This is a genomic window from Streptomyces sp. NPDC031365, assembly GCF_055569765.1.
Genome location: NZ_JBVIIM010000033.1, coordinates 56,576 through 79,482 on the forward strand (window position 1 = coordinate 56,576; position 22,907 = coordinate 79,482).

The 22,907-nt window shown below is 72.3% G+C and carries 20 protein-coding genes; 4 read left to right on the forward strand and 16 right to left on the reverse strand.

Features of this window, described 5'->3' with window-relative positions; translation table 11 throughout:
* Positions 1 to 131: 131 nt before the first annotated feature.
* Genes ACZ5C2_RS33070 through argC form a run of 5 tightly spaced genes read right to left on the reverse strand, consistent with a single transcriptional unit; the run spans position 132 to position 4,974 of the window.
* Positions 132 to 689 carry an arginine repressor gene (locus ACZ5C2_RS33070; RefSeq protein WP_468799583.1) on the reverse strand — a complete coding sequence of 186 codons (558 nt, stop codon included), beginning with the start codon at positions 687 to 689 and terminating at the stop codon, positions 132 to 134.
* Between the two features lie 7 nt (positions 690 to 696).
* Complete coding sequence (locus tag ACZ5C2_RS33075) at positions 697 to 1,902, reverse strand: acetylornithine transaminase (RefSeq protein ID WP_468799585.1); 1,206 nt, start codon at positions 1,900 to 1,902, stop codon at positions 697 to 699.
* Positions 1,899 to 2,801, reverse strand: coding sequence for an acetylglutamate kinase (gene argB / locus ACZ5C2_RS33080; RefSeq protein ID WP_386499997.1), 903 nt, complete (start codon positions 2,799 to 2,801; stop codon positions 1,899 to 1,901). Before argB ends, ACZ5C2_RS33075 begins: the two co-directional genes overlap by 4 nt.
* Positions 2,798 to 3,949 (reverse strand): bifunctional glutamate N-acetyltransferase/amino-acid acetyltransferase ArgJ, encoded by a 1,152-nt coding sequence (argJ, locus tag ACZ5C2_RS33085; RefSeq protein ID WP_468799587.1) that lies wholly within the window; start codon positions 3,947 to 3,949, stop codon positions 2,798 to 2,800. Before argJ ends, argB begins: the two co-directional genes overlap by 4 nt.
* A complete protein-coding gene (gene argC / locus ACZ5C2_RS33090; RefSeq protein ID WP_468799589.1) occupies positions 3,946 to 4,974 on the reverse strand; it encodes an N-acetyl-gamma-glutamyl-phosphate reductase in 1,029 nt (342 codons plus the stop codon). Before argC ends, argJ begins: the two co-directional genes overlap by 4 nt.
* 220 nt (positions 4,975 to 5,194) lie before the next feature.
* On the opposite strand from argC, the gene ACZ5C2_RS33095 reads away from it, so the two are divergent.
* A complete protein-coding gene (locus ACZ5C2_RS33095) occupies positions 5,195 to 5,635 on the forward strand; it encodes a DUF6314 family protein (protein WP_468799591.1) in 441 nt (146 codons plus the stop codon).
* On the opposite strand, the gene ACZ5C2_RS33100 is transcribed toward ACZ5C2_RS33095, so the two are convergent.
* The 5 genes from ACZ5C2_RS33100 to ACZ5C2_RS33120 form a co-directional block, all read right to left on the reverse strand.
* Positions 5,617 to 6,210 carry a histidine phosphatase family protein gene (locus ACZ5C2_RS33100; protein ID WP_468799593.1) on the reverse strand — a complete coding sequence of 198 codons (594 nt, stop codon included), beginning with the start codon at positions 6,208 to 6,210 and terminating at the stop codon, positions 5,617 to 5,619. The genes ACZ5C2_RS33095 and ACZ5C2_RS33100 overlap by 19 nt on opposite strands.
* 127 nt (positions 6,211 to 6,337) lie before the next feature.
* On the reverse strand, positions 6,338 to 6,775 hold the full coding sequence (locus tag ACZ5C2_RS33105) for a GNAT family N-acetyltransferase (protein ID WP_468799595.1): 438 nt from the start codon (positions 6,773 to 6,775) through the stop codon (positions 6,338 to 6,340).
* Positions 6,776 to 7,112: 337 nt separating this feature from the next.
* A complete protein-coding gene (locus tag ACZ5C2_RS33110) occupies positions 7,113 to 8,747 on the reverse strand; it encodes an ABC transporter permease (RefSeq protein ID WP_468799597.1) in 1,635 nt (544 codons plus the stop codon).
* Entirely contained in the window at positions 8,744 to 9,694 is a 951-nt protein-coding gene (locus ACZ5C2_RS33115; RefSeq protein ID WP_468799599.1) for an ABC transporter ATP-binding protein, read from the reverse strand. The genes ACZ5C2_RS33110 and ACZ5C2_RS33115 overlap by 4 nt, the downstream gene beginning before the upstream one ends.
* Positions 9,695 to 9,976: 282 nt before the next feature.
* The gene (locus ACZ5C2_RS33120) at positions 9,977 to 11,431 is read right to left on the reverse strand and encodes an aminotransferase-like domain-containing protein (protein ID WP_468799601.1); all 1,455 of its coding nucleotides are present in this window, start codon (positions 11,429 to 11,431) and stop codon (positions 9,977 to 9,979) included.
* Between ACZ5C2_RS33120 and ACZ5C2_RS33125 the strand changes: the two genes are divergently transcribed.
* Together ACZ5C2_RS33125 and ACZ5C2_RS33130 are read left to right on the forward strand one after the other, a co-directional pair.
* A complete protein-coding gene (locus ACZ5C2_RS33125) occupies positions 11,430 to 12,347 on the forward strand; it encodes a DMT family transporter (protein WP_468799603.1) in 918 nt (305 codons plus the stop codon). The two genes, ACZ5C2_RS33120 and ACZ5C2_RS33125, sit on opposite strands and share 2 nt — an antisense overlap.
* Before the next feature lie 12 nt (positions 12,348 to 12,359).
* Entirely contained in the window at positions 12,360 to 12,554 is a 195-nt protein-coding gene (locus ACZ5C2_RS33130) for a DUF1918 domain-containing protein (protein ID WP_468799605.1), read from the forward strand.
* 31 nt (positions 12,555 to 12,585) lie between these two features.
* Here ACZ5C2_RS33130 and ACZ5C2_RS33135 read toward each other — a convergent pair whose 3' ends face one another.
* Positions 12,586 to 13,836: a glycoside hydrolase family 10-like protein gene (locus ACZ5C2_RS33135; RefSeq protein ID WP_468799641.1), complete on the reverse strand. Its 1,251-nt coding sequence runs from the start codon at positions 13,834 to 13,836 to the stop codon at positions 12,586 to 12,588.
* 176 nt (positions 13,837 to 14,012) lie between these two features.
* On the opposite strand from ACZ5C2_RS33135, the gene ACZ5C2_RS33140 reads away from it, so the two are divergent.
* Positions 14,013 to 14,873 (forward strand): 3-hydroxybutyryl-CoA dehydrogenase, encoded by an 861-nt coding sequence (locus tag ACZ5C2_RS33140; protein ID WP_468799607.1) that lies wholly within the window; start codon positions 14,013 to 14,015, stop codon positions 14,871 to 14,873.
* A 57-nt stretch (positions 14,874 to 14,930) separates the two neighbouring features.
* Here ACZ5C2_RS33140 and ACZ5C2_RS33145 read toward each other — a convergent pair whose 3' ends face one another.
* The 5 genes from ACZ5C2_RS33145 to pheS all read right to left on the reverse strand — a co-directional run bounded on the left by ACZ5C2_RS33145 (position 14,931) and on the right by pheS (position 22,768).
* Positions 14,931 to 15,473 carry an NUDIX hydrolase gene (locus tag ACZ5C2_RS33145; protein WP_468799609.1) on the reverse strand — a complete coding sequence of 181 codons (543 nt, stop codon included), beginning with the start codon at positions 15,471 to 15,473 and terminating at the stop codon, positions 14,931 to 14,933.
* Positions 15,474 to 15,617: 144 nt separating this feature from the next.
* On the reverse strand, positions 15,618 to 16,958 hold the full coding sequence (locus ACZ5C2_RS33150) for a transcriptional regulator (RefSeq protein WP_468799611.1): 1,341 nt from the start codon (positions 16,956 to 16,958) through the stop codon (positions 15,618 to 15,620).
* A gap of 784 nt (positions 16,959 to 17,742) precedes the next feature.
* Positions 17,743 to 18,825: a PP2C family protein-serine/threonine phosphatase gene (locus tag ACZ5C2_RS33155; RefSeq protein ID WP_468799613.1), complete on the reverse strand. Its 1,083-nt coding sequence runs from the start codon at positions 18,823 to 18,825 to the stop codon at positions 17,743 to 17,745.
* Positions 18,826 to 19,133: 308 nt separating this feature from the next.
* A complete protein-coding gene (pheT, locus tag ACZ5C2_RS33160) occupies positions 19,134 to 21,647 on the reverse strand; it encodes a phenylalanine--tRNA ligase subunit beta (protein ID WP_468799615.1) in 2,514 nt (837 codons plus the stop codon).
* A complete protein-coding gene (pheS, locus tag ACZ5C2_RS33165; RefSeq protein WP_468799617.1) occupies positions 21,647 to 22,768 on the reverse strand; it encodes a phenylalanine--tRNA ligase subunit alpha in 1,122 nt (373 codons plus the stop codon). The genes pheT and pheS overlap by 1 nt, the downstream gene beginning before the upstream one ends.
* Positions 22,769 to 22,907: the final 139 nt, after the last annotated feature.

Below are 22,907 nucleotides of genomic sequence, written 5' to 3' on the forward strand. Positions count from 1 at the left end.
CCCGGTGGGCGGGGGCGCGAGGGCCTCCCGGTGGGCGGGACCGCAGCGCGCTCAGGGGCACGGGGAACCGCGCGACCGGCCACGGGCGGCCCGCGGTCGACGTACGGGACTCCCCCGCCCCCGCGGAGCGCTCAGTGACCGTTCTGGGCCAGCCTCAGCAAGTGGTCGGCCAGCGCCTGCCCTCCCGTCGGCTCCCTGCTGATCAGCATCAGCGTGTCGTCGCCGGCGATCGTGCCGAGGATGTCCTGCAGTTCCGCCTGGTCGATCGCCGAGGCCAGGAACTGCGCCGCGCCCGGCGGAGTGCGCAGGACCACGAGGTTCGCGGACGCCTCCGCGGAGATCAGCAGCTCCTGCGAGAGCCGCCGCATCCGCTCCTCCTTGGCGGACCCCCCGAGGGGCGCCCGGGGCGTGCGGAACCCCCCCTCGCTCGGCACCGCGTAGATCAGGTCGCCGTCGGTGTTGCGGATCTTCACCGCGTTCAGCTCGTCCAGATCGCGGGAGAGCGTCGCCTGGGTGACGCTCAGCCCGTCGTCGGCGAGCAGCTTCGCCAGCTGGCTCTGCGACCGCACCGGCTGCCGGTTGAGGATGTCCACGATCCGGCGGTGGCGTGCGGTGCGCGTCTGCGGCACGGCAGGTCCGGCCTGCTGACCCTGCTCCTGCTCCTGCTCCTGCTCCTGCTCCTGGCTCATCGTCGTCTCATTCTCCGGATCGCCCTTCCCCGCCCGCCGTGCCGGCCTGGTCCAGGATGCCGGGCAGCGCCTCGAGGAAGGCGTCCACCACGTCGTCCCCGAGGGTCAGCGGCGGCATGAGCCGTACGACATCGGGGGCCGGCGCGTTCACGAGGAAGCCGGCGTCCTGAGCCGCCTGTTGCACCTGGGGTGCGAGCGGCTCGGTCAGCACGATACCCAGGAGGAGGCCCGCGCCCCGGACATGGCCGGTCAAGGCATGACCGGACGCCTCGATCCCGGCACGCAGTTTCTCGCCCTGCCGCTTGACGTTCTCCAGCAGCCCCTCCCCCTCGATGGTGTCGAGGACGGCGAGTCCGGCGGCGCACGCGACGGGGTTGCCGCCGAAGGTCGTACCGTGCTGGCCGGGCCGCAGCAGGTCGGCCGCGCGCCCGAAGGCGACGGTGGCGCCGAGGGGCAGCCCGCCGCCGAGCCCCTTCGCCAGCGTGACGACGTCCGGCAGAACGCCCTCGTGCGCCTGGTACTCGAACCAGTTCCCGGTCCGTCCGACGCCGGTCTGCACCTCGTCCAGCACCAGCAGCGCGCCCGTGGCCGCCGTGATCGCGCGGGCGGCCTTCAGATACCCGGGCGGGGGCACCACGACGCCATTCTCGCCCTGGATCGGTTCGATGATCACGAGTGCGGTGTTCTCGGTGATCGCCGCAGCGAGCGCCTGCGCGTCGCCGTACGGGACGTGTGTGACGTCCCCGGGCAGCGGCAGGAACGGCTCGCGCTTGCCGGGCTGGCCGGTGAGGGCGAGGGCGCCCATGGTGCGGCCGTGGAATCCTCCGTCGGTGGCCACCATGTGGGCCCGCCCGGTCAGCCGGCCGATCTTGAACGCGGCCTCGTTGGCTTCCGCACCCGAGTTGCAGAAGTAGACCCTGCCCTCTCGGCCGAAGAGCTGGACGAGCCGTTCGGCGAGCGCGACCGGCGGTTCGGCGACGAACAGGTTGGAGACGTGCCCGAGGGAGGCGATCTGCCGGCTCACGGCCTGGACGACCGCCGGGTGGGCGTGTCCGAGCGCGTTGACCGCGATGCCGCCCACGAAGTCGGCGTACTCCTTGCCGTCGGCGTCCCACACCCGCGCGCCCTCACCGCGCACCAGCGGCAGGCGCGGGGTTCCGTAGTTGTTCATGAGCGCGCCCTGCCACCGCCGGCTCAGCTCTTCGTTGCTCACGACTCCCCCTGTTCGTCGGGCACGACCATCGTGCCGATGCCCTCGTCCGTGAAGATCTCCAGCAGGATCGAGTGCTGGACCCGGCCGTCGATGACGCGGGCGGTGTTCACGCCGCCCCGTACGGCGTGCAGACAGCCCTCCATCTTCGGCACCATGCCCGAGGACAGCTCCGGCAGGAGTTTCTCGAGCTGGGAGGCGGTGAGGCGGCTGATCACCTCGTCGCTGTTCGGCCAGTCCTCGTAGAGTCCCTCGACGTCCGTGAGGACCATGAGGGTTTCGGCGCCCAGTGCAGCAGCGAGTGCCGCAGCCGCCGTATCAGCATTGACGTTGTAGACATGGTGGTCGTCCTGGCTGCGGGCGATCGACGAGACGACCGGGATACGGCCGTCGGCGAGCAGTGCCTGGATCGCGCCGGTGTCGATGTCGGTGATCTGGCCGACCCGCCCGATGTCGACCAGCTCGCCGTCGATCTCGGGCTGGTGCTTGGTGGCGGTCAGGGTGTGCGCGTCCTCGCCGGTGAGGCCGACGGCGAGCGGTCCGTGCCGGTTGAGCAGCCCGACCAGTTCCCGCTGCACCTGTCCGGCGAGCACCATGCGTACGACGTCCATGGCGTCCTCGGTGGTGACGCGCAGTCCGGCCTTGAACTCGCTGACGATGCCGTGCCGGTCGAGCGCCCGGCTGATCTGCGGGCCGCCGCCGTGCACGACGACCGGTTTGAGGCCGGCGTGACGCAGAAAGACGACGTCCTGGGCGAAGGCGGCCTTCAGCTCCTCGTCGACCATGGCGTTCCCGCCGAACTTGATGACGACGGTCTTGCCGTGGTGCCGGGTCAGCCAGGGCAGCGCCTCGACGAGGATCTGCGCCTTGGGCAGCGCGGTGTGCTTACGGGTGGCGGTCATGAGGAATACGCGCTGTTCTCGTGGACGTAGTCGGCGGTGAGGTCGTTGGTCCAGATGGTGGCGGTGGCGTCACCGGCGGCGAGGTCGGCGACGATGTGCACCTCGCGGTAGCGCATGTCGACCAGGTCGCGGTCCTCGCCGACCCCGCCGTTCTTGCACACCCAGACACCGTTGATGGCGACATTGAGCTCGTCGGGTTCGAAGACGGCCTTCGTGGTGCCGATGGCGGAGAGGACGCGGCCCCAGTTGGGGTCCTCGCCGTGCAGGGCGCACTTGAGGAGGTTGTTGCGGGCGATGGAGCGGCCCACCTCGACGGCGTCGTCCTCGGACGCGGCGCCCACCACCTCGACCTTGATGTCCTTGCTGGCGCCCTCGGCATCGCGGACGAGCTGCTGACCGAGGTCGTCGCAGACGGCGCGGACGGCCTCGGCGAACTCCCCGTACCCGGGCGTGAGCCCGGATGCACCGGAGGCGAGCAGCAGCACGGTGTCGTTGGTGGACATGCAGCCGTCGGAGTCGACGCGGTCGAAGGTCACCCTGGTCGCGGCACGCAGGGCGCGGTCCAAGGTGTCGCTGTCGAGGTCGGCGTCGGTGGTGAGGACGACGAGCATGGTGGCGAGGCCGGGCGCGAGCATGCCGGCGCCCTTGGCCATGCCGCCGACGGTCCAGCCGTCCTTGGTCACCACGGCCGTCTTGTGGACGGAGTCGGTGGTCTTGATGGCGATGGCGGCCTTCTCACCACCGTGCTCGGACAACTGGGCCGCGGCCGTCCCTACGCCCGGGAGCAACTTGTCCATGGGGAGCAGGACGCCGATGAGCCCGGTGGAGCACACGGCGATCTCGCCGGCGCCGGTGCCCAGCACCTCGGCGGTCTTCTCGGCGGTGGCGTGGGTGTCCTGGAAGCCCTTCGGCCCGGTGCAGGCGTTGGCGCCACCGGAGTTGAGGACCACGGCGGACAATCGGCCGCTCTTGAGGACCTGCTCGGACCAGAGCACGGGGGCGGCCTTGACGCGGTTGGACGTGAAGACGCCGGCGGCGGTGCGGCGGGGGCCGTTGTTGACCACCAGGGCCAGATCGGGGTTGCCGTTCTCCTTGATCCCGGCGGCGATGCCCGCCGCCGTGAATCCCTGTGCTGCCGTCACACTCACGGCGCGACTCCGATCGTCGTCAGCCCGGTGGTCTCGTCGAGACCCAGGGCGATGTTCATGCTCTGGACGGCACCGCCCGCGGTGCCCTTGGTCAGGTTGTCGATGGCGCTGATCGCGACGATCCGCTCCGCGGCCTCGTCGTACGCGACCTGCACCGTCACGGCGTTGGAGCCGTACACGGAGGCGGTGGCCGGCCACTGTCCCTCGGGGAGGAGGTGGACGAACGGCTCGTCGGCGAAGGCCTTCTCGTAGGCGGCGCGCACCGACTCGGCGGTGACGCCCGGCTTCGCCCTCGCGGTGCAGGTGGCGAGGATGCCGCGCGGCATCGGCGCGAGGGTGGGGGTGAAGGAGACGGAGATCCGTTCGCCGGCCGCCGCGCCGAGGTTCTGGATCATCTCGGGGATGTGCCGGTGTCCGCCGCCCACGCCGTACGGCGACATGGAGCCCATGACCTCGCTGCCGAGCAGGTGCGGCTTGGCCGCCTTGCCCGCGCCGGAGGTTCCGGAGGCGGCGACGATCACCGCCTCGGACTCGGCGAGGGCGGCGGCGTACGCCGGGAACAGGGCGAGGGAGACGGCGGTCGGGTAGCAACCGGGCACCGCGACACGCTTGGACCCCTCCAGCGCGGCGCGGCAGCCCGGCAGTTCGGGCAGGCCGTAGGGCCAGGTGCCGGCGTGCGGGGAGCCGTAGAACCGTTCCCATTCGGAGGCGTCCTTCAGCCGGAAGTCGGCACCCATGTCGATCACGAGCACGTCCTCGCCGAGCTGCGCGGCGACGGCGGCGGACTGCCCGTGCGGCAGCGCGAGGAACACGACGTCGTGCCCGGCGAGCACCTCGGCGGTGGTCTCGGCCAGCACCCGGTCGGCGAGCGGCAGCAGATGCGGCTGCAGTCCACCGAGGCGCTGCCCGGCGTTGGAGTTGCCGGTCAGCGCGCCGATCTCGACTCCGGGGTGGGCCAGCAGCAGACGCAGCACCTCCCCACCCGCATATCCACTCGCTCCGGCCACTGCCGCCCGTACCGTCATGGAACCTCCTCCTAGAGGGCATGACTATACGTTTCTCTGCACGTTTATGCAACGGTGGCGTCCGGACGGACACGACGGAGCACGGAGCAGGCCGGGTGGCCCACCTCTGCCTGATCCGCAGGAACGTCACCGAGTTCGCGGGCGTTGTTCCAGCCGCCGAGGTTCCATCAATGGCTCGGCCGCATCGGAGCGCACACGGGACCACACGGGAAGGAGCAGGATGGGCGAGTTCTGGCCAGTACCCGAGGTACTGGCCTACCTGAGCGGCCGCTGGCGGGCGGAGCGAGCCGTGCGGGACCTGACGGGCGGCGACGAGGGACACTTCGAGGGGACGGTCGTTTTCGGCCCGCTGGAGGGCGGCGGTCTGCTGCACGAGGAGTCCGGCGCTTTCACCTGGCGGGGTACCACCCGGCCCGCCGAGCGGACCCTGCGCTTCCTGCCGGGTCCCGGCGGCACGGCGGACGTACGGTTCGCGGACGGCCGCTCGTTCCACGACCTGGACCTCACCACGGGCCGGCACATCACCGTCCACCCCTGCGCCGCCGACCTCTACCGGGGTGAGTTCACCGTGCGCGGCACGGACCACTGGCAGGCGGTCTGGCGGGTGCGCGGCCCCGCCAAGAACCTGGTACTGACCACCGACTACGCCCGGGTGGGCTGAGCGGAAGCCCCTTCCAGGCGCAGACTCCAGCGGCCGGCCCGGCCGGCCACGCTGATCGTCGACAGCGACCGGACGTCGATGCTCCAGTACGTGGCGGGCGGCGCCTTGAGCACATAGACCAGGGCCGCCCGGATCACCGAGGGCACGGCCACGGCGACGACCGTGCAGTCGCCGTCGGCCGGCCGGGTGTCGAGCCAGCCGCCCACACGGCCGATGAAGTCCAGCAGTGACTCCCCGCCGTGCGGTGTGGCCCGCGGGTCGGCCAGCCAGGCGTCCACGGCCCCCGGCTCCCGGGCCATCACCTCGCCCAGGGTCAGCCCGCGCCAGCGGCCCATGTCGCAGTCGCGCAGGGCGAGCTGCACCAGCGGCGCGTATCCGAGACCGTCCCCGGTGGCCCGGCTGCGTGGGGCCGGGGAGCAGTAGCGCAGATCGGCCGCCGCGAGCGGCAGCAGTTCGTGCGCGACCCGTTGCACCTCGCTCCATCCGGCCTGGTCCAGCGGCCGGTCGTCCTCGAAACGCTCGGCGAGCACCGAGGAGCTCCCCGCGGCGGCGACGAACGTGACCCGAAGTGCCATGCCGCGATCGTCAGTCGCCGAGGTGAACAGGTCAAGGGGTGCCGCCCCGGCGTCACTCCGGGTGGCGACATCCTTACCGACTGGTAAGGACGCGGCGGACAAGTCGCCCGAACGCCGCCCGGCGCCCTCACTCGAGGACGAGCACCATCCAGTGGTCGGGCCGGTCCAGCGGGCGGAACCCCAGCTTGGCGTAGACACCGTGCGCGTCGTGCGTCGCCAGCATGACGCGCTTCACGCCGTAGGGCCGCAGCTCCTCCAGTACGAGAGCGACCAGCGCGGTGCCGACGCCCTTGCCCCGCACCGACGGGTCGACGTACACATCGCACAGCCAGGCGAAGGTCGCCCGGTCGGTGACGATCCTGGCGTACGCCGCCTGGTCACCCGAGAGCGTGTCGTAGACGCCGAAGTTGAGTGAGCCCTCGATCGCCCGGTCCTGTTTCTCCCGGGAGCGGCCCAGGGCCCAGTACGCGTCGGTCGACAGCCACCGGTGCACCCGGGCCGCGTCGATCCTCGCGGGGTCGGTGGAGATCTCGTAGCCCTCGGGCAGGCGCGGGGTGTGGGTCATGGCGGGATGTTCGCAGCCCGCGCGGTGCGGCGTCGAGCCGTTATCCGTGTGGTACGGCGTCCCGGCCGTTGGTGGGCAATCTGCCGCGACGGGAACGGCAACGCCTCGACCTCGCGGAAACAGCGTGGTGACCCGCCTGGACACGAGAGCCGTCCGACAGGCCGAGCACCGATAGGGGCAACCTTTGGCACAGCCCTCATGATGACTCCCGAGCGGGCGTTCACGCCTCGCGGGGCGTACGCACCGGTCCAGGACCGTCGCCGAGTGCCACGCACGCGAACGGCCACTGCTGATGCCGCCGCCCAGGGTGCCGTTCGAGACGGGCCGGGAGGTCAGATCAGGCCGCGGCCAGGTTGCGGTGGCGGGACGTGACGACGCCGGCCACCGCGAGGGCGGTGAAGGCCACGAGGAGAGTGAGGACGGGGGCCATGGTGATGGCGGCGGCCGGTGCCTTGGAGGTATGGGTGAACGGCGAGAGGTTCTGGGCCCACTGGGGCCATCTGAGGCTCGGGCCGAACAGCGGGCCCAGCAGGACGGACGCCATGAGCACGGTCCAGGAGACCGGGCCGGCCCACTGCGGGAGCAGCCCTACGACCGCGACGACGACACCGCCGAGCACCAGGATCCCCGGCAGTTGGGCGAGCCCGGCCGTCGTCAGGTCGCCCAGTTGGGCGACCGTGCCTCCGCCCAGCGTCCGGCCGGCCGCTAGTCCCATGCCGACCGCGAAGAGGAGGAGGAGCCCGGCGGCGCCGAGTACGGCGTTGATGATGTGGGCCGTCGCCCAGCGTGCCCTGCTCACCGCGGTCGCCAGGACGGGCTCCAGACGGCCCTCGGTCTCCTCAGCATGCATGCGCAGCAGGATCTGCACCGCGTATATCGCGGCGGCCATGCCGGCCATCCCGATGATCGAGGTGCGGTAGGCGTCGATAATCCGGTCCGTGCCGCCCACGCGCGTGTACCAGTCCCTGGCCGAGCCGTCCATGTCCGCAACCTCGCCGCCGATGGCACCGAGGACCAGGCCGAAACCGAGCATGCCAACCGCCCAGGCGAGCAGAGAGCCGCGCTGCAGCCGCCAGACCAGCCCGAACGGGCTGAGCAGCCCGGGCGCGGCTTCGGTGTGACCGCGCCGCTCGGGGAGCATGCCCCTGCCGACATCCCGTCGACGCCCGAGCGTGCCGGCCACGCCGAGCAGGACGGCGAAAAGGACGACGAACAACGCGAGCGGCCACCAGTGGTCGCCGCCGAACGGCCGCATCTGCTGGCCCCAGCCGAGCGGGGACACCCAGGACGGCCAGGCACTGACCACCCGCAGGCCGCTCCCGTCGGCCCGGCCGAGCATGTTCCCGACACCGCTGAGCAGGAAGGCGAGGCCGAGGACCGCCGAGGCAATACCGTTCGCCCCGCGCGTGGTCGACGACAGCTGGACGGCTATCGCGGCGACCCCGGCGAACACGATGCCGACCGCGCCGACCGACGCGCCGGCCGTGACCGAGCCCTCCACCGGCTGACCATTCACGATCATCGCCAGGCTCAGCAGCGCCGACAGCACGATGTTCGCGCCAACCGTGACGCCGACTCCGGCGGCGAGCCCTGCGTCCCGTCCCACGACCGTCGCGCCGACCAGATCGGCACGCCCGGTCTCCTCGTTCTGGCGAGTGTGACGTACCACGGCGAAAGTGCTCATCAGAGCCGTGAGCACCGCCAGCGTGAGATAGCCGCGGACCAGCGTGTAACCGCCGACACTGGCGCCGGAGGCCAGGCCCAGCATGCGCATCGCCGCGTTGCCCGCCATGAGCTCGGTCTGTTCGATCACGTCCTGACGCGTGGGAAGGCCGCTGACACTCATGGCCGTGATACCGGCCATGAAGGCACTCAGCCCGAGAATCCAGGCAGAGAGGGTGAACCGGTCGCGCCGCAGCGCGAGCCGGGTGAGCGCGACCACACCGGTCAAGCCGACCGTCCGCCCGGTCATCGCAGACTCCCCAGGCCCGTTGCGGTGGCCGAGTGGTCGGCGCCCGAGGCGTCCGGTACGCGTATGTCGTCCCCGTAGTGACGCAGGAACAGTTCCTCGAGGGTCGGCGGCGAGCTGGTCAGCGCCCGGACGTCGAAGGCCACCAAGTGCCGCAGCACCTCACCCAGTTCACCAGCGTCCACACTGAACCGCACACGGGTGTGGTCCCCGCTCAGGTCGTGCACCCCGGGCACCGCGGCCAGCGCGTCGATCGGCTTGGCGGTCTCGACGGTCACCGTCGTACGGGTCAGATGGCGCAGCTCGTCGAAGGTGCCCGACTCGGCGGCCCGGCCCGCACGGATGATGGTGACGCGGTCGCACAGCGCCTCCACCTCGGACAGGATGTGGCTGGACAGCAACACACTCCGGCCGGCCCCGCGCAGTTCCCGGACCACCTCCTGAAAGACCGCCTCCATCAGCGGGTCGAGGCCGGAGGTCGGCTCGTCCAGCAGATACAGCTCGACATCAGAGGCGAGGGCCGCCACGAGGGCCACCTTCTGCCGGTTGCCCTTGGAGTAGGCGCGACACCGCTTGCCTGGGTCCAGCCGGAACCGCTCCAGCAGGTCGGCCCGGCGCCTGCGGTCGAGGCCCCCGCGCAACGTGCCCAGCAGGTCGATCACTTCGCCCCCGGTGAGGTTCGGCCACAGATTCACCTCCCCCGGGACGAACGCCAGCCTGCGGTGGAGCGAGACCGCGTCCCGCCACGGATCCCCGCCCAGCACGGAAACCGCGCCGACGTCCCTGCGCAGCAGTCCCAGCAGAACCCGAAGCGTGGTGGTCTTGCCGGCGCCGTTCGGCCCCAGGAAGCCGTGCACCTCCCCGGTTCCCACGGTGAGGTCGAGACCGTCGATGGCCCGGGTGGCACCGAACTGCTTGACGAGTCCGGATACCGAGATCGTCGCTGTCATGTCCGCTCACCTCATCACGGTAGTCCTCCCCTCCCCTCCCCTCCCCAAGCATCACGCCGATAGCAGCCGCGGAGTAGGGCCGAACCGTCCAGGGTTCCCGCCCCAGCGTCCTGTGGCACCGCTGAGGGGAATCCGGCCTGTCGTCCGGTCTGAAGGGAACGGCCGCGGGCGTGACCTCGGGGGGCAGGCACGGCGATGGTGCGGCGCCGGGTTCGGGAGCCCAGGCGCTCGGCGCGCCGTGCCGTGCCGTGCCGTGCCGTGCCGTGTGAACAACGCTTCAGGTCAGTACACCGAGCCGCGCGCTCCCACGACGTCGTCGCAGGCGGTGCGCAGCCGCCCCACACCCTCCGCGATCTCCCCGGTGCCCGCCACCGCCGCGAAGCTCAGACGGAGGTGGCCGGCCGGGGGTTCCGCGCTGAAGTAGGGGCGGCCCGGGGTGACGGCGACACCCGCGCGCAGGGCTGCGGCGGTCAGGGCGGACTCCGCCGCGCCTTCGGGCAGCCGCAGCCACAGGTGGTAGCCGCCGGACGGGATGTGCGGCAGGGCGAGCTCGGGCAGCCGCAGACGGAGCGCGGCGGTCATGGCGTCGCGGCGGGCCCGCAGTTCGGCGGAGACCGCGCGCAGATGGCGGGGCCAGGCGGGCGAGCCGACGAGTTCCAGCGTGGCCTCCTGCAGGGGGCGGGGCACGAAGAAGGTGTCGACGACCTGGATGGCCCGCAGCCGCTCCAGCACCGGGCCGTGCGCGGCCAGGGCGCTCACCCGGAAGCTGGGCGAGGTCGCCTTGGTCAGCGAGCAGACGTGCACCACCACCCCGTCGGGGTCGTCCGCGGCGAGCGGGCGGGGCAGCGGGCCCGCGTCCTCGTGCACCAGCCGCCGGACGAAGTCGTCCTCGACGACGAAGGCGCCCGCTTCGCGTGCGATGCGCAGCACCTCACCGCGCCGCCCGGGCGCGAGCACGGCGCCGGTGGGGTTCTGGAACAGCGGCTGGCAGACGAAGACCCGGGCGCCGGTCGCCCGGAACGCGTCGGCGAGCAACGTCGGCCGTACGCCGTCCGCGTCCACGGGGACGGGTACCGGGCGCAGCCCGGCCGCGCGGGCGATGGCGAGCATGCCGGGGTAGGTCGGCGACTCGACGAGCACGGGCGCGCCCGGCGGGGCGAGGGCACGCAGCGCGGTGGTCAGCCCGGACTGCCCGCCCGACGTGATCAGCACCCCGGCCGCCGTGACCGGGCCGCCGATGCTCCGAGCGAACCACTCGCGCAGCTCCGGCAGTCCCTCCATGGGCGGGCGCCCCCAGGCGCCCGGCCGGCGTCCGGCCCGGGACAGCGCCGCCGCCATGGCCCGCTCCGGCTGGAGGGAGGGATGCAGATAGCCGCCGTTGAACTCGATCACCCCGGGCGGTGGCGCGGCCAGCGACACCAGCACTCCGGAGGCGTCCACCGAGCGCGGTACGAGGTCGGCGGCGCCGTCGGCGCTGAGGGCGACCTCCTGCCAGGAGGTGTCCCCCGTGGGGGCGGCCGAGGCGCGGGACTGCGCGCGGAAGACGCCGGCACCGGGCCGGGTGACCACCAGACCCTCGGCGGCGAGCACCGCCAGCGCCCGGGAGACCGTCACGGGACTCACCCGGAACCGCTCCACCAGTGCCCGGCTCGAGGGGAGCTTTCCGCCAGGAGAGTAGCGGTCGAGCTCCCCTCGCAGGCGTTCCGCCAGTTCATCGACGCTGCTACGCTCGTGCATGAGAGCACAGAGTAGCGCTACCACCGCGTCTCCGATAGCAGTGCCCGCCGTCGGGGAGGGCCGCGGCTTCGGTACCGTCCAGGCAGCCCTCGGCGTCATCGCCTTCTCCCTCACCTTTCCCGCCACCGCCTGGGGCCTCGAAGGCTTCGGGCCCTGGTCGCTGGTGGCCGTGCGCAGTGTGCTCGCGGCACTGATCGCCGGCTGCTGTCTGCTCGCCCTGCGCGTTCCGCCGCCGGACCGGCGGCACTGGCCGGGGCTGGCGGTGGTCGGCGCCGGGGTGGTGTTCGGCTTCCCGATGCTGACCACGCTGGCGCTGCAAACCTCCACCACCGCACACGCCGCCGTCGTCGTGGGCCTGCTCCCGCTGACCACGGCGCTGCTGTCCGCCCTGCGGGTCGGCTCCCGCCCGTCACGCACCTTCTGGGTGGCGGCCCTCGCCGGAGCGGCCGCGGTGGTGGCGTTCACCGTGCGGCAGAGCGGCGGCGCGCTGACCGCGGCCGACCTGTATCTCTTCGCGGCGCTCCTGGTGTGCGCGGCCGGATACACCGAGGGCGGAAGGCTGGCCCGCGTGATGCCGGGCTGGCAGGTGATCGGGTGGGCGCTGATCCTGTGCCTGCCGCTCGCCCTGCCCGTCGCTGCGGTCGCGCTGGGCACCGAGCCGGTGCGGCTGACCGCGCACAGCGTGACCGGGCTGTTGTGGGTGGCGGCGGGTTCCCAGTTCCTCGGGCTGATCGTCTGGTACCGGGGCATGGCGGCCATCGGCATCCCCAAGGCCAGCCAGTTGCAGCTCGCCCAGCCGCTGCTCACACTGGTGTGGTCGGTGCTGCTGCTGAACGAGCACCTGACGGTGGCCGCCCCGCTGACGGCCGCGGCGGTGCTGGTGTGCATCGCCGTCGCCCAGCGGGCACGTGGTTGAGAGGAGGCCCCGATGCGCGCAGCGGAGGGTGACCAGCTTGTCCAGCACGGCAGGGTGGTCGGCCAGCACGACAAGGTCGGTGAGATCGTCGAAGTGATGGGCCAGGAAGGGAACCCGCCCTACCGCGTCCGCTTCGAGGACGGGCACGAGGGTGTGTGCTCGCCCGGCCCCGACACCGAGATCCGGCACCGGGCCCCGCAGCACTAGGGAGCCGGCACCGGGCCCACACAACACGGGGTCAGCGCGGGGGTCCCGCCGGCTGCCGGTAGTGGTCGGCGATCACCCGCGCCATGGCCCCGGTCGGATCGGCCGTCACCTCACGGGCGGCGAAGAAGACGTGCCCGCCCACCTGCGGATGCTTCCGTGCCAGCGTGAGGTGGCGGGAGAGTTCGGCCGGGTCCCGCCAGGCCGCGGGCTGGGCCGGCTCGCCCGCCTTGTACAGCGCCTCCCCCGCGTACAGCCGGGTCCCGGTGCCCCGGACGACCTCGGCCCACCAGGGAAGCAGCTTGGCGTAGTCGGCGGGGGCGAAGCCGATGTTCCAGTACAGCTGTGGGCAGATGTAGTCGATCCAGTTCTCCCGCGCCCACCGGCGGGTGTCCGCGTGCAGGTCGTCGTACGTCTGTACGCCTGCCAGGGTGTCCGAGCCCCGCTCGTCCACCTCGGCGTTGCGCCACACCCCGAACGGGCTGATGCCGAAGAGGGTGCCGGGCCGGATCGCCCTGATCCCGTCGGCCGTCTCCCGCACCAGCCGGTCGACGTTGTCCCGCCGCCAGGCCGCACGGTCCGGGAAGGCGCCGCCGTGGGTGTGGTGGGCGAGGTCGTCGTCAAAGGTCTGGCCGGCCACCGGGTACGGATAGAAATAGTCGTCGAAGTGGACCGCGTCGACGGGGTAGCGGCGCACCGCGTCCAGCATCGCCTCCCGCACGAAGGCGCGGACCTCGGGCAGCCCCGGGTTGTAGTAGAGCTTGCCGCCGTACGGGACGACCCAGCCGGGATGGCGGCGGGCCGGGTGGGAGGGGGCGAGGCGGGTGGGGTCGGCGTGCATGGCCACGCGGTACGGGTTGAACCAGGCGTGCAGCTGCAGACCGCGGGCGTGGGCCTCGGCGACGGCGGTGCCGAGCGGGTCCCAGCCGGGGTCCGTGCCCTGGGTGCCGGTGAGGTACTGCGACCACGGTTCGTACGGCGAGGGCCACAGCGCGTCGGCCGTGGGCCGCACCTGGAAGACCACGGTGTTGAGCCGGGCACGGACGGCCGCGTCGAGGTGCGCGGTCAGCTCGGCCCGCTGCCGTGCGGCGCTCAGGCCCGGCCGGGAGGGCCAGTCCCGGTTGGCCACGGTGGCCACCCACATGCCGCGCATCTCGCCGCTCGCCGCGCCGCCGCCCCCTCCCGGGCCGCCGGGCGCTCCCTGGGTCTGCCGCGGGGCGGCGGACGCCCGGGGCACGGTCGCGAGCGCGCCCAGTGCCAGCGCTGCGAATCCCCTGCGTGACACGCGTCTCACCGCGGCTCTCCTCTCGCCGTCCCACCGCCCGGTCACGGGCCGTCCCGGCCCAGAATGCCCCACCCCCGCGATCGATCATCGATACTTCTTAGTAACGTGCACCAATCGGAGCAGGCACCGGGACCCGGCAACCTGCCCCAGCCGTCAGCAGGAACGAAGGGAACGATGTGACCGACATCGAACGCGTCGGAGTGGTGGGCTGCGGTCAGATGGGCGCGGGGATCGCCGAGGTGTGCGCCCGGGCCGGACTGGACGTGATGGTCGCCGAGACCACCGGCGAAGCCCTGGAGATAGGCCGTACCCGGCTGTTCAACTCCCTGTCGAAGGCGGCCGAGCGCGGCAAGATCTCCGCGGAGGAGCTCGAGGCCACCCAGGCCCGGCTGAGCTTCACCACCGACCTCGGCGAGTTCGCCGACCGTGATCTCGTGATCGAGGCCGTGGTCGAGAACGAACAGGTCAAGACCGAGATCTTCCAGGTGCTGGACCAGGTCGTGACCCGGCCGGACGCGATCCTGGCCTCCAACACCTCCTCCATCCCGCTGGTGAAGCTGGCGGTCGCCACCTCGCGGCCCGACCACGTCATCGGCATCCACTTCTTCAATCCGGCCCCGGTGCAGAAGCTGGTCGAGCTGATCCCGGCGCTCACCACCTCCGAGGGCACGCTGAGCCGGGCCCAGGTCTTCACCGAGAAGGTGCTGGGCAAGCACGCGATCCGCGCCCAGGACCGCTCCGGGTTCGTGGTGAACGCGCTGCTGATCCCGTATCTGCTCTCCGCGATCCGGATGTTCGAGTCGGGCATCGCCAGCCGTGAGGACATCGACAACGGCATGGAGATGGGCTGCGCCCACCCGATGGGCCCGCTGAAGCTCTCCGATCTGATCGGTCTGGACACGGTGGCCTCGGTCGCGTACTCGATGTACGAGGAGTACAAGGAGCCGCTGTACGCCGCTCCCCCGCTGCTCCAGCGCATGGTCGACGCGGGCCGGCTGGGCCGCAAGAGCGGCTCCGGGTTCTACACGTACGGCTGAGCGTCGTTGCGGAGGCCCGCCACCTGGCCAACTGGCCCAGGTGCCGGGCCTCCGGCGTCAGGGCCTGTCGTCCTGGCCGAGCAGGTGGTGGAGCAGGAGTAAGGCGGCCGCCATGCCGGCGGCCGGGACCTCACCGCGGGCCACCATGTCGGGGACCAGTTTCAACGGCACCCACTCCCGGCGGTCCGACTCGAAGTCGTCCACCGGGTGTCCGACGTACTCGCCCTCGTCGGCCCAGTAGATGTGGTGCCGGGCGTCGGTGAGGCCGTTGGACGGCTCCACACTCATGAGGTGGTGCAGGGGCCCCGGCCGCCAGCCGGTCTCCTCCTCCAGCTCCCGCGCCGCGGCCCGGACGACGTCCTCGCCGTCCTCGACCACGCCCGCCGCGAGTTCCCAGCCCCAGCGGTCGGTGATGAAGCGGTGCCGCCACAGCAGGAGGACCTCGTTGGCGTCGTTCACCACCGTGGCGACGGCGACGGGCCGCAGCCGTATGAGGAAGTGGTCGAGATGCGTGCCGTCCGGGAGTTCGACATCCGCGAGATTGACGCTGAACCAGCGATTTGAGTACACAGGTTGTTCGTTTCGTTTCGTCCACTGCATGGTTCTGCCACCTTCCGACGAGTAAGGGGCAATATCGCAGCAACGGCCGTCCCGGCAGCAGGCGCACGGAAGGCCGCCCGCGGGGCAGCGGAAGGCGCGGTGACGGCGCACACCGGGCGTCGAGGCCGCTGAACTGCGGTGGTGCTAGAGCGGTACGCGCAGTGCGCCGTCGATGAGTTCGGCCGCCTCGGCCGTTCCGGCGCCGCCGCTGCGCACGAGGTGCTCGCGCACCGCGCGGAGTCTGTCGCGCAGCCGCTGCGACTCCATCCCGCGAGCCTGTTCGGCCATCTGCACCGCGATGACCACCGCCTTGTCGGCGTTGCCCTGGCGCAGTTCGATGGTGCTCAGCATGGCCAGCCGGTGCACCCTGCCCCGGTCGTGCGCGGGGTTGTCCACGGCCGCCGCGGCATGCTCCCCGGCCGCCGCGAGCTCGCCGAGGCTCAGCAGGGCCTCCGCCACCTGGACATTGACCAGGCCGGGCTGCACATAGCCGGTCTCGGCGGGCTCGTATCCGCGCCGGATGCGCTCGGCTGACTGCTCGGCCCGCCGGATACAGGACAGCGCGCTCGTGCCATCGCCCAGGTGTGCGTACGCCTTGGCCTGCATCGCGTACAGGTCGGAGGCGAGGGCCGGGGTGATGCGGGTGCCGGCGGCGCGCAGCGCGGCCTCGGCGAAGGCGACGGCCTGCCGGTACTCCCGCATGAACAGCGACTGGTTGACGAGCAGCGCGATGACATAGGCGCCGAGTCCCCGGTCCCCACTGGCCTTCGCCAGACGGAGCGCCTGGTGGAAGTAGCGCTGGGCGAGGCCGTGCGCGTCGGAGTCGTAGGCGCAGATACCGGCGACGGCGACCAGGCCGCCGGTGGCGCGGTGCAGCCGGCGGCCGGTGGCGTCGGTATAGCTGCCTCGCAGCAGCGGGGCGGCCTCGGAGTTGAGGAAACCGACGATTCGGGCGCGGGTCGCCACGCCGCCCGCCTTGCGGTACAGCTGCTCGTAGTGGGTGCGGGCGGAACGGAGCATGTCGAGATCGGTCGGGGTGACCCGGTGCCGGCCGCCGCGGGAGACGTCCACGTCCTCGGGCGGGTTCTCCCACTCCCATACGGGCATCACGGCGGGCGTGCCGGTGACCGCGGGAGCGCCGAGGACGTGCGTGCGGTGCTGCTGGTCGGAGCGCCACAGCGCGGTGGCCCGCTCGACGAACCCGGAGAGCGAACCGGTGTGCGGGGCGCCCGGTTCGCCGGGTACGCCCAGTCCGATGTCGTCCAGGGTGACCGGGCGCCGCAGCCGGGCGGCCAGGACCTCGCAGATCAGGTCGGGCACCTGCCCCCGGGGCCGCTGCCCCTTCAGCCACCGCGCCACGGCGGTGTGCTCGTACCTCAGGGACAGACCGCGTGCCTGGCCGGCCCGGTTGACGTGTGCGGCCAGGCCCGCGTGCGAGATTCCTGCCTCGTCCATGATCGCGTCGAGCAGAGTATTGGGCTGCATTCGGGCCCCCCGGCGGCTCGGTGCGGACAGAGTAGTGGCTGCCCCTTCACACGGGGTGTGAACGGAGTGCCCGGATCCGTAGTGTGCGCGCACTGTCGCGGAGAGTTTCGGGCGGGTTGACTGAGTTGCCTCGAAAGAGGCCGGCCGGGCCGCCGGCTCCCCCTCGTACAGTGCGGCGGCCCGTCTCCGCGCCGTCCGCCCGGCTGCCTGCCCGACACTCCGTGGCGGGGCGGACGGCCCCGCCGGCGCCCCGCACCCGACCTGACGGCGCATCACCCGACGAGCCGCAGCGGGTCCGCCGGCCGCGGCTCCGGGGGCGGACCGCGCGGCACCGTGGGGGATGCGGACACGGGCGAGACCTTCCGCGAGATCGGACCGCCGTCGCCTCCTGCCGGGTCCTCATGCCCGTCACACGGGGAACCACAGCGGGGCGGTCGGGTGCGGATCCATCGCGACACGCCGGCCCTCTGCTCCGGAGCGGGATGTCTCACCTGTCGTGGGTGCTGCGCGCAGCACCCACGTGGAGCGTGAGTGGATGGGCGAAGCCGCCGGGCCCGAAGGACGGTCACCCACCGGGACACCCCACGAAGTACGGCCGCAGACCGCCCCTTGGTCCCCCCGCACGCACCCCACAGCCGGAACGAGCACCACCGACCCGCACGAGCCCCACAGACGGTCTTCGGAACACCGCCCGCAGACACCGCCCGCGGACCCGCCGCGTCCCTCCCGCACGCACCCCGGGAGGAGCGAGCGCCGTCGGCCCCCGGACGAGCCCGAGGGGTGGTCACGCGGGGAACCGCCAGGGGCCGGAGGGGTGTGGGTCCGACGTGGCTCGGACACAGGTGCGCAGCTCGGGGGCGCGGTGTCGTACGTGCCGCTCGTTCCTGAGGATCAGGAGCGCCACGTCATCCTTCGGCGGGCCGGCCGAGTGCCGCAGCAGAGCCTCAAGGACGGTGCGGAGCACCGCCTGGGGCGTGACAGGACGGGACCGCGCCGCCTCGGTGAGGACGTCCCGGAGGGGGAAGAACCGGCCCTCGGCGTCCCGGGCCTCCTCCGCTCCGTCCGTGTGCAGGACGAGCGCGTCGCCGGGCATCAGGCGTCCGCAGGGCACGGCGGGAAGTTCGGACGGCAGCGGGAACGGGCCGAGGGGCGGGAGCGGATCGGTGCGGGCGAGCGGTTCGGCCCGGGCGCCGGTCAGCAGATGCGGCCAGGGGTGCCCGCAGTTCAGCGCCCGCAGCTCCCCGCCGGGCAGGATCTCCAGCAGCAGGACGGTGACGAACTCCTCGCCGGTCGCCGGGTCGGGCCCGGCGTGGGCGCGCTCCCGCAGATGCCGGGCCATCGCCCGCTCCAGCCGGCGCAGCACACCGGCCAGCTCGGCCTCGTCGTGAACGGCCTCGCGGAAGCTGCCGAGAACGGCGGACACGGTCCGTACGGCACCGAGCCCGTGTCCGCGGACGTCACCGATGACGGCCCGCACGCCGTGATCGGTGGCGATCACCTCGTACAGATCACCGCCGATCCGGGCTCCCCGGTCGGCGGACAGATGGACCGCGGCGACGGCCAGCCCGTCGACCCGTGGGGGTGGTGGACGCAGCAGCACGCTCTGCGCGGCCTCCGCGATCCTGCGTGCCCGCCGCAGTTCGCGCAGCATCCCGCGCCGGACATGCATGACAAGGCCGGTGACGACCGTGCACAGGACGGCGCTGCTGACCAGACGGGCGCCGAGGGCGTCGTCCTGGGCGAGCGGACAGGTCAGCCGGTAGGCGACCGCTGCGGCGGCCCAGGCAGCGGGCACCAGCAGGGTGAATGCCCGTGAGAGGAGCCGGGGCGGTACCCAGCGGGAAGCCCCGGGCTTGAAGCGGATCATGCCGATGGCCCCCCTATAGGCCCGGACAGCGCAGACCGGCCGCGAAGGGCCGGTCCGATTCTGTCGACCTCATGGCCTGATCCGGATGTACCACCCGGCATAGTCACCCGAACGAGTGAGGTGACCGGCGGGATGAGGGGCGCGCGGAAAGCGCGGGGGTGCATGTCGCGCCCCCGCGCTTCCCAGGACCCGGCTGATGTCGCCCCGCCGCCCCCATCCCGTCCCTGGGGGCTGTGCCCCAGACCTGCTTCGGCCCTGCGGGCCTCGCCCTCGAACGCCGGACGGGGTGGCAGGGGTGGAGGGGTGCGCTAGCTCCTCAGGACCGCTCCGGTGCGGTCGGCCGCGAGAGCAACCGCCGTCTCACGGGCCGCCGACGCCTCGTCGACGGTCAGCGTCCGGTCGTTCGCCCGGAACCGCAGCGCGTACGCCAGGGACTTGCGGCCCTCGCCCAGCTGTTCGGCGTTCTCGTACACGTCGAACAGGCGGATGGACTCCAGCAGCGTTCCGGCGCCCTCGCGCAGCGCGGCCTCGACGTCCGAGGCCGGCACGAACGCGTCGACGACCAGCGCGACGTCCTGGGTGGCGACCGGGAACGTGGAGATGCCCGGCGCCTGCGGGGTGTCGTCGCCGACCCTCTCCAGGACGTCCAGGTCCAGCTCCATCGCGCAGCTACGCGCGGGCAGGCCCAGGGCCTTCAGGACGCGCGGGTGCAGCTCACCGGCGTGGCCGACGACGCGCTCGACGCCGTCGGCGGTGACGGTCAGCTCGGCGCAGCGGCCCGGATGCCACGGCCCGTACTGGCCCTTGCGGATACCCAGTTCGGCACCGGCCTCGCGGGCGACGGTCCGGGCGGCCTCCACCGCGTCGGCCCAGTCGGCCGGGCGGCCCTTGCCCCACCAGCCGGCCTGCTCGCGGGCGCCGGCCAGGACCACGGCGACATGCCGGGGCTGGTCGGGCAGCGCGGCGTTCAGCGCGGCGATGTCGTCCTCACTCGGACGCCGGTCGACGGACAGGTTCGCGGCCGCCCTGCGCTCGTCGCCCGGCTGGAAGACCAGACCGGTCTCGAACAGCGCGAGGTCGTGCGAGCCCCGGCCGTCGTTGCGGCGCAGCGCGCCGAGCAGTCCCGGCAGCAGCGACGTGCGCAGCGCGGGCTCCTCGTCGCTGAGCGGGTTGACCAGTTTCACGACACGGCGGGCCGGGTCGTCTGCCTCGAGACCGAGCTGGTCGAAGACCCGCTCGCTGACGAACGGGTAGTTCGGCGCCTCGACGTAACCGGCTCCCGCCAGCGCCCGCCCGATCCGGCGGTGCAGCCGCTGGCGGGCGGTCAGGCCCCGGCCGGCGGGCGGCCTGGGCAGCGTGGAGGGCAGGTTCTCGTAGCCCTCCAGCCGGATGACCTCTTCGGCCAGGTCGTTCGGGTCGGTGAGGTCGGGCCGCCAGGACGGCACGGTGACGATCAGTTCGTCCTGCCCGTACACATCGCAGCCGACCTCCTGGAGGCGGCGTACGACGGCCTCGCGGCCGTACGTCACACCCGCGACCCTGTCCGGGTGGTCGGCGGCGACGGTGACGGTGTGCGGCGCGGCCGGGGCGACGACCTCGGTGACACCGGCCTCGGCGGTGCCGCCGGCGAGCAGTACCAGCAGGTCGACGGTGCGCTGCGCGGCAGCGGCAGCGGCCCCCGGGTCCACTCCGCGCTCGAAGCGGCGGGACGCCTCCGAGGACAGCTTGTGGCGGCGGGCGGTGCGCGCGACGGACACCTGGTCGAAGTGGGCGGCCTCGATGACCACGTCACTCGTCGCGTTCTCGGTGTCCGCGTGGTCCGCGATCTCCGTGTCGGCGCCGCCCATGACACCGGCGAGACCGATCGGGCCGCGGTCGTCGGTGATGACCAGGTCCTCGGCGTGCAGCGTGCGCTCGACGCCGTCGAGGGTGACGATCTTCTCGCCCTCGGCCGCGCGGCGCACACCGATGGTGCCGTGGACGAGACCCCGGTCGTAGGCGTGCAGTGGCTGGCCGAGCTCCATCATCACGTAGTTGGTGACGTCGACGGCGAGGGAGATCGGGCGCATGCCGACCTTCTGGAGGCGCCGCTTGAGCCAGATCGGGGAGCGCGCCTCGGGGCTGAGGCCGGTCACCGTGCGGGCGGTGAAGCGGTCGCAGCCGGCCGGGTCGGAGACCTTGACCGGGTAGCCGAAGGCGTTCGGTCCCGGCACGTCGAGCAGGGCCGGGTCGCGCAGCGGCAGACCGTAGGCGATGGCGGTCTCGCGGGCGACGCCGCGGATGGAGAGGCAGTCACCGCGGTTGGCGGTCACGGCGATGTCCAGGACCTCGTCGACCAGTTCGAGCAGCTCGACGGCATCCTTGCCGACCTCGGTCTCCGGCGGCAGCACGATGATGCCGTGCGTGCCGTCGTCGCCCATGCCCAGCTCGTCGCTGGAGCAGATCATGCCGTGGGAGGTCTTGCCGTAGGTCTTGCGGGCGCTGATCGAGAAGCCGCCGGGCAGGGTGGCGCCGGGCAGGACCACGACGACCTTGTCGCCGACGGCGAAGTTGCGGGCACCGCAGACGATCTCCTGGGGCTCACCGGTGCCGTTGGCCCGGCCGACGTCGACGGTGCAGAAGCGGATCGGCTTCCTGAAGCCCTCCAGTTCCTCGATGGTCAGCACCCGGCCGACGACGAGCGGGCCCTTGAGGTCGGCGCCGAGGTGCTCGACGGTCTCGACCTCGAGGCCCGCCGAAATGAGCTTGGCCTGTACGTCACGGCCGGTCTCCGTCGCCGGCAGGTCGACGTACTCCCGCAGCCAAGAAAGCGGGATCCGCATCAGATCTCCATCCCGAACGGCCGGGTGAACCGGACGTCACCCTCGACCATGTCTCGCATGTCCTCGACGTTGTGGCGGAACATCAGCATCCGCTCGATGCCGAACCCGAAGGCGAAGCCGCTGTACTTCCCGGGGTCGACGCCGCACGCGGTGAGCACCCGCGGGTTGACCATGCCGCAGCCGCCGAGCTCGATCCAGCCCTCGGACGAGCAGGTGCGGCAGGGCCGGTCGGGGTTGCCGACGGACGCGCCCCTGCAGACGTAGCAGAGCATGTCCATCTCGGCGCTCGGCTCGGTGAAAGGGAAGAAGTTCGGCCGCAGCCGGGTCTTCATCTCCGCGCCGAACAGCGACTGGACCATGTGGTCCAGGGTGCCCTTGAGGTCCGCCATGGTCAGGCCCTCGTCGATGGCGAGCAGCTCGACCTGGTGGAAGACGGGGGTGTGCGTGGCGTCCAGCTCGTCGGTGCGGTACACCCGGCCGGGGCAGATCACGTAGACCGGCAGCTCACGGTCGAGCGCGGAGCGGATCTGCACGGGTGAGGTGTGGGTGCGCAGCACGACGCCCGACTCGGTGCCGCCGTCGGGGCCCGCCACGAAGAAGGTGTCGGCCTCGCCGCGGGCGGGGTGGTCCGGGCCGATGTTCAGGGCGTCGAAGTTGAACCACTCGGCCTCGACCTCGGGCCCCTCGGCGACCTCGTAGCCCATGGCCACGAAGATGTCCTCGATGCGCTCGGAGAGCGTGGTCAGCGGGTGCCGGGCGCCGGCCGGCACCCGGTCGTGGGGAAGCGTGACGTCCACGGCCTCCTCGACCAGGACGCGGGTGTCGCGCTCGGCCTCGAGCTCGGCCTGGCGGGCGGCGAGGCCCTTGTTCACGGCACCGCGCGCCTGCCCGACGCGCTTGCCGGCGTCGGCCTTCGCGTGCGGTGGCAGGGCGCCGATCTCGCGGTTGGCCAGGGCGAGCGGTGACGTGCCGCCGGTGTGGGCGACCTTGGCCCCCTGGAGCGCGTCGAGGGAGTCCGCGGCGGCGAAGGCGGCGAGCGCCTCGTCCCGCATGCGCTCGATCTCTTCCGGTTTCAACGCCTCGACCTCGACTGGGTCGTACGACTTGTTCGGTGCCGACATCTCTTCCCGTGCTTCCGATTGTCCCCCAGCTACCGCTGGGAGGTGCCTCGAGGCTGATGGCCCCCGTCATCGACTCGTGGACGAAAACCCGTGCGTGGTGTCGTCCGGTCTCTCGTCCTCGGGACGCAAAGGTGCCAGA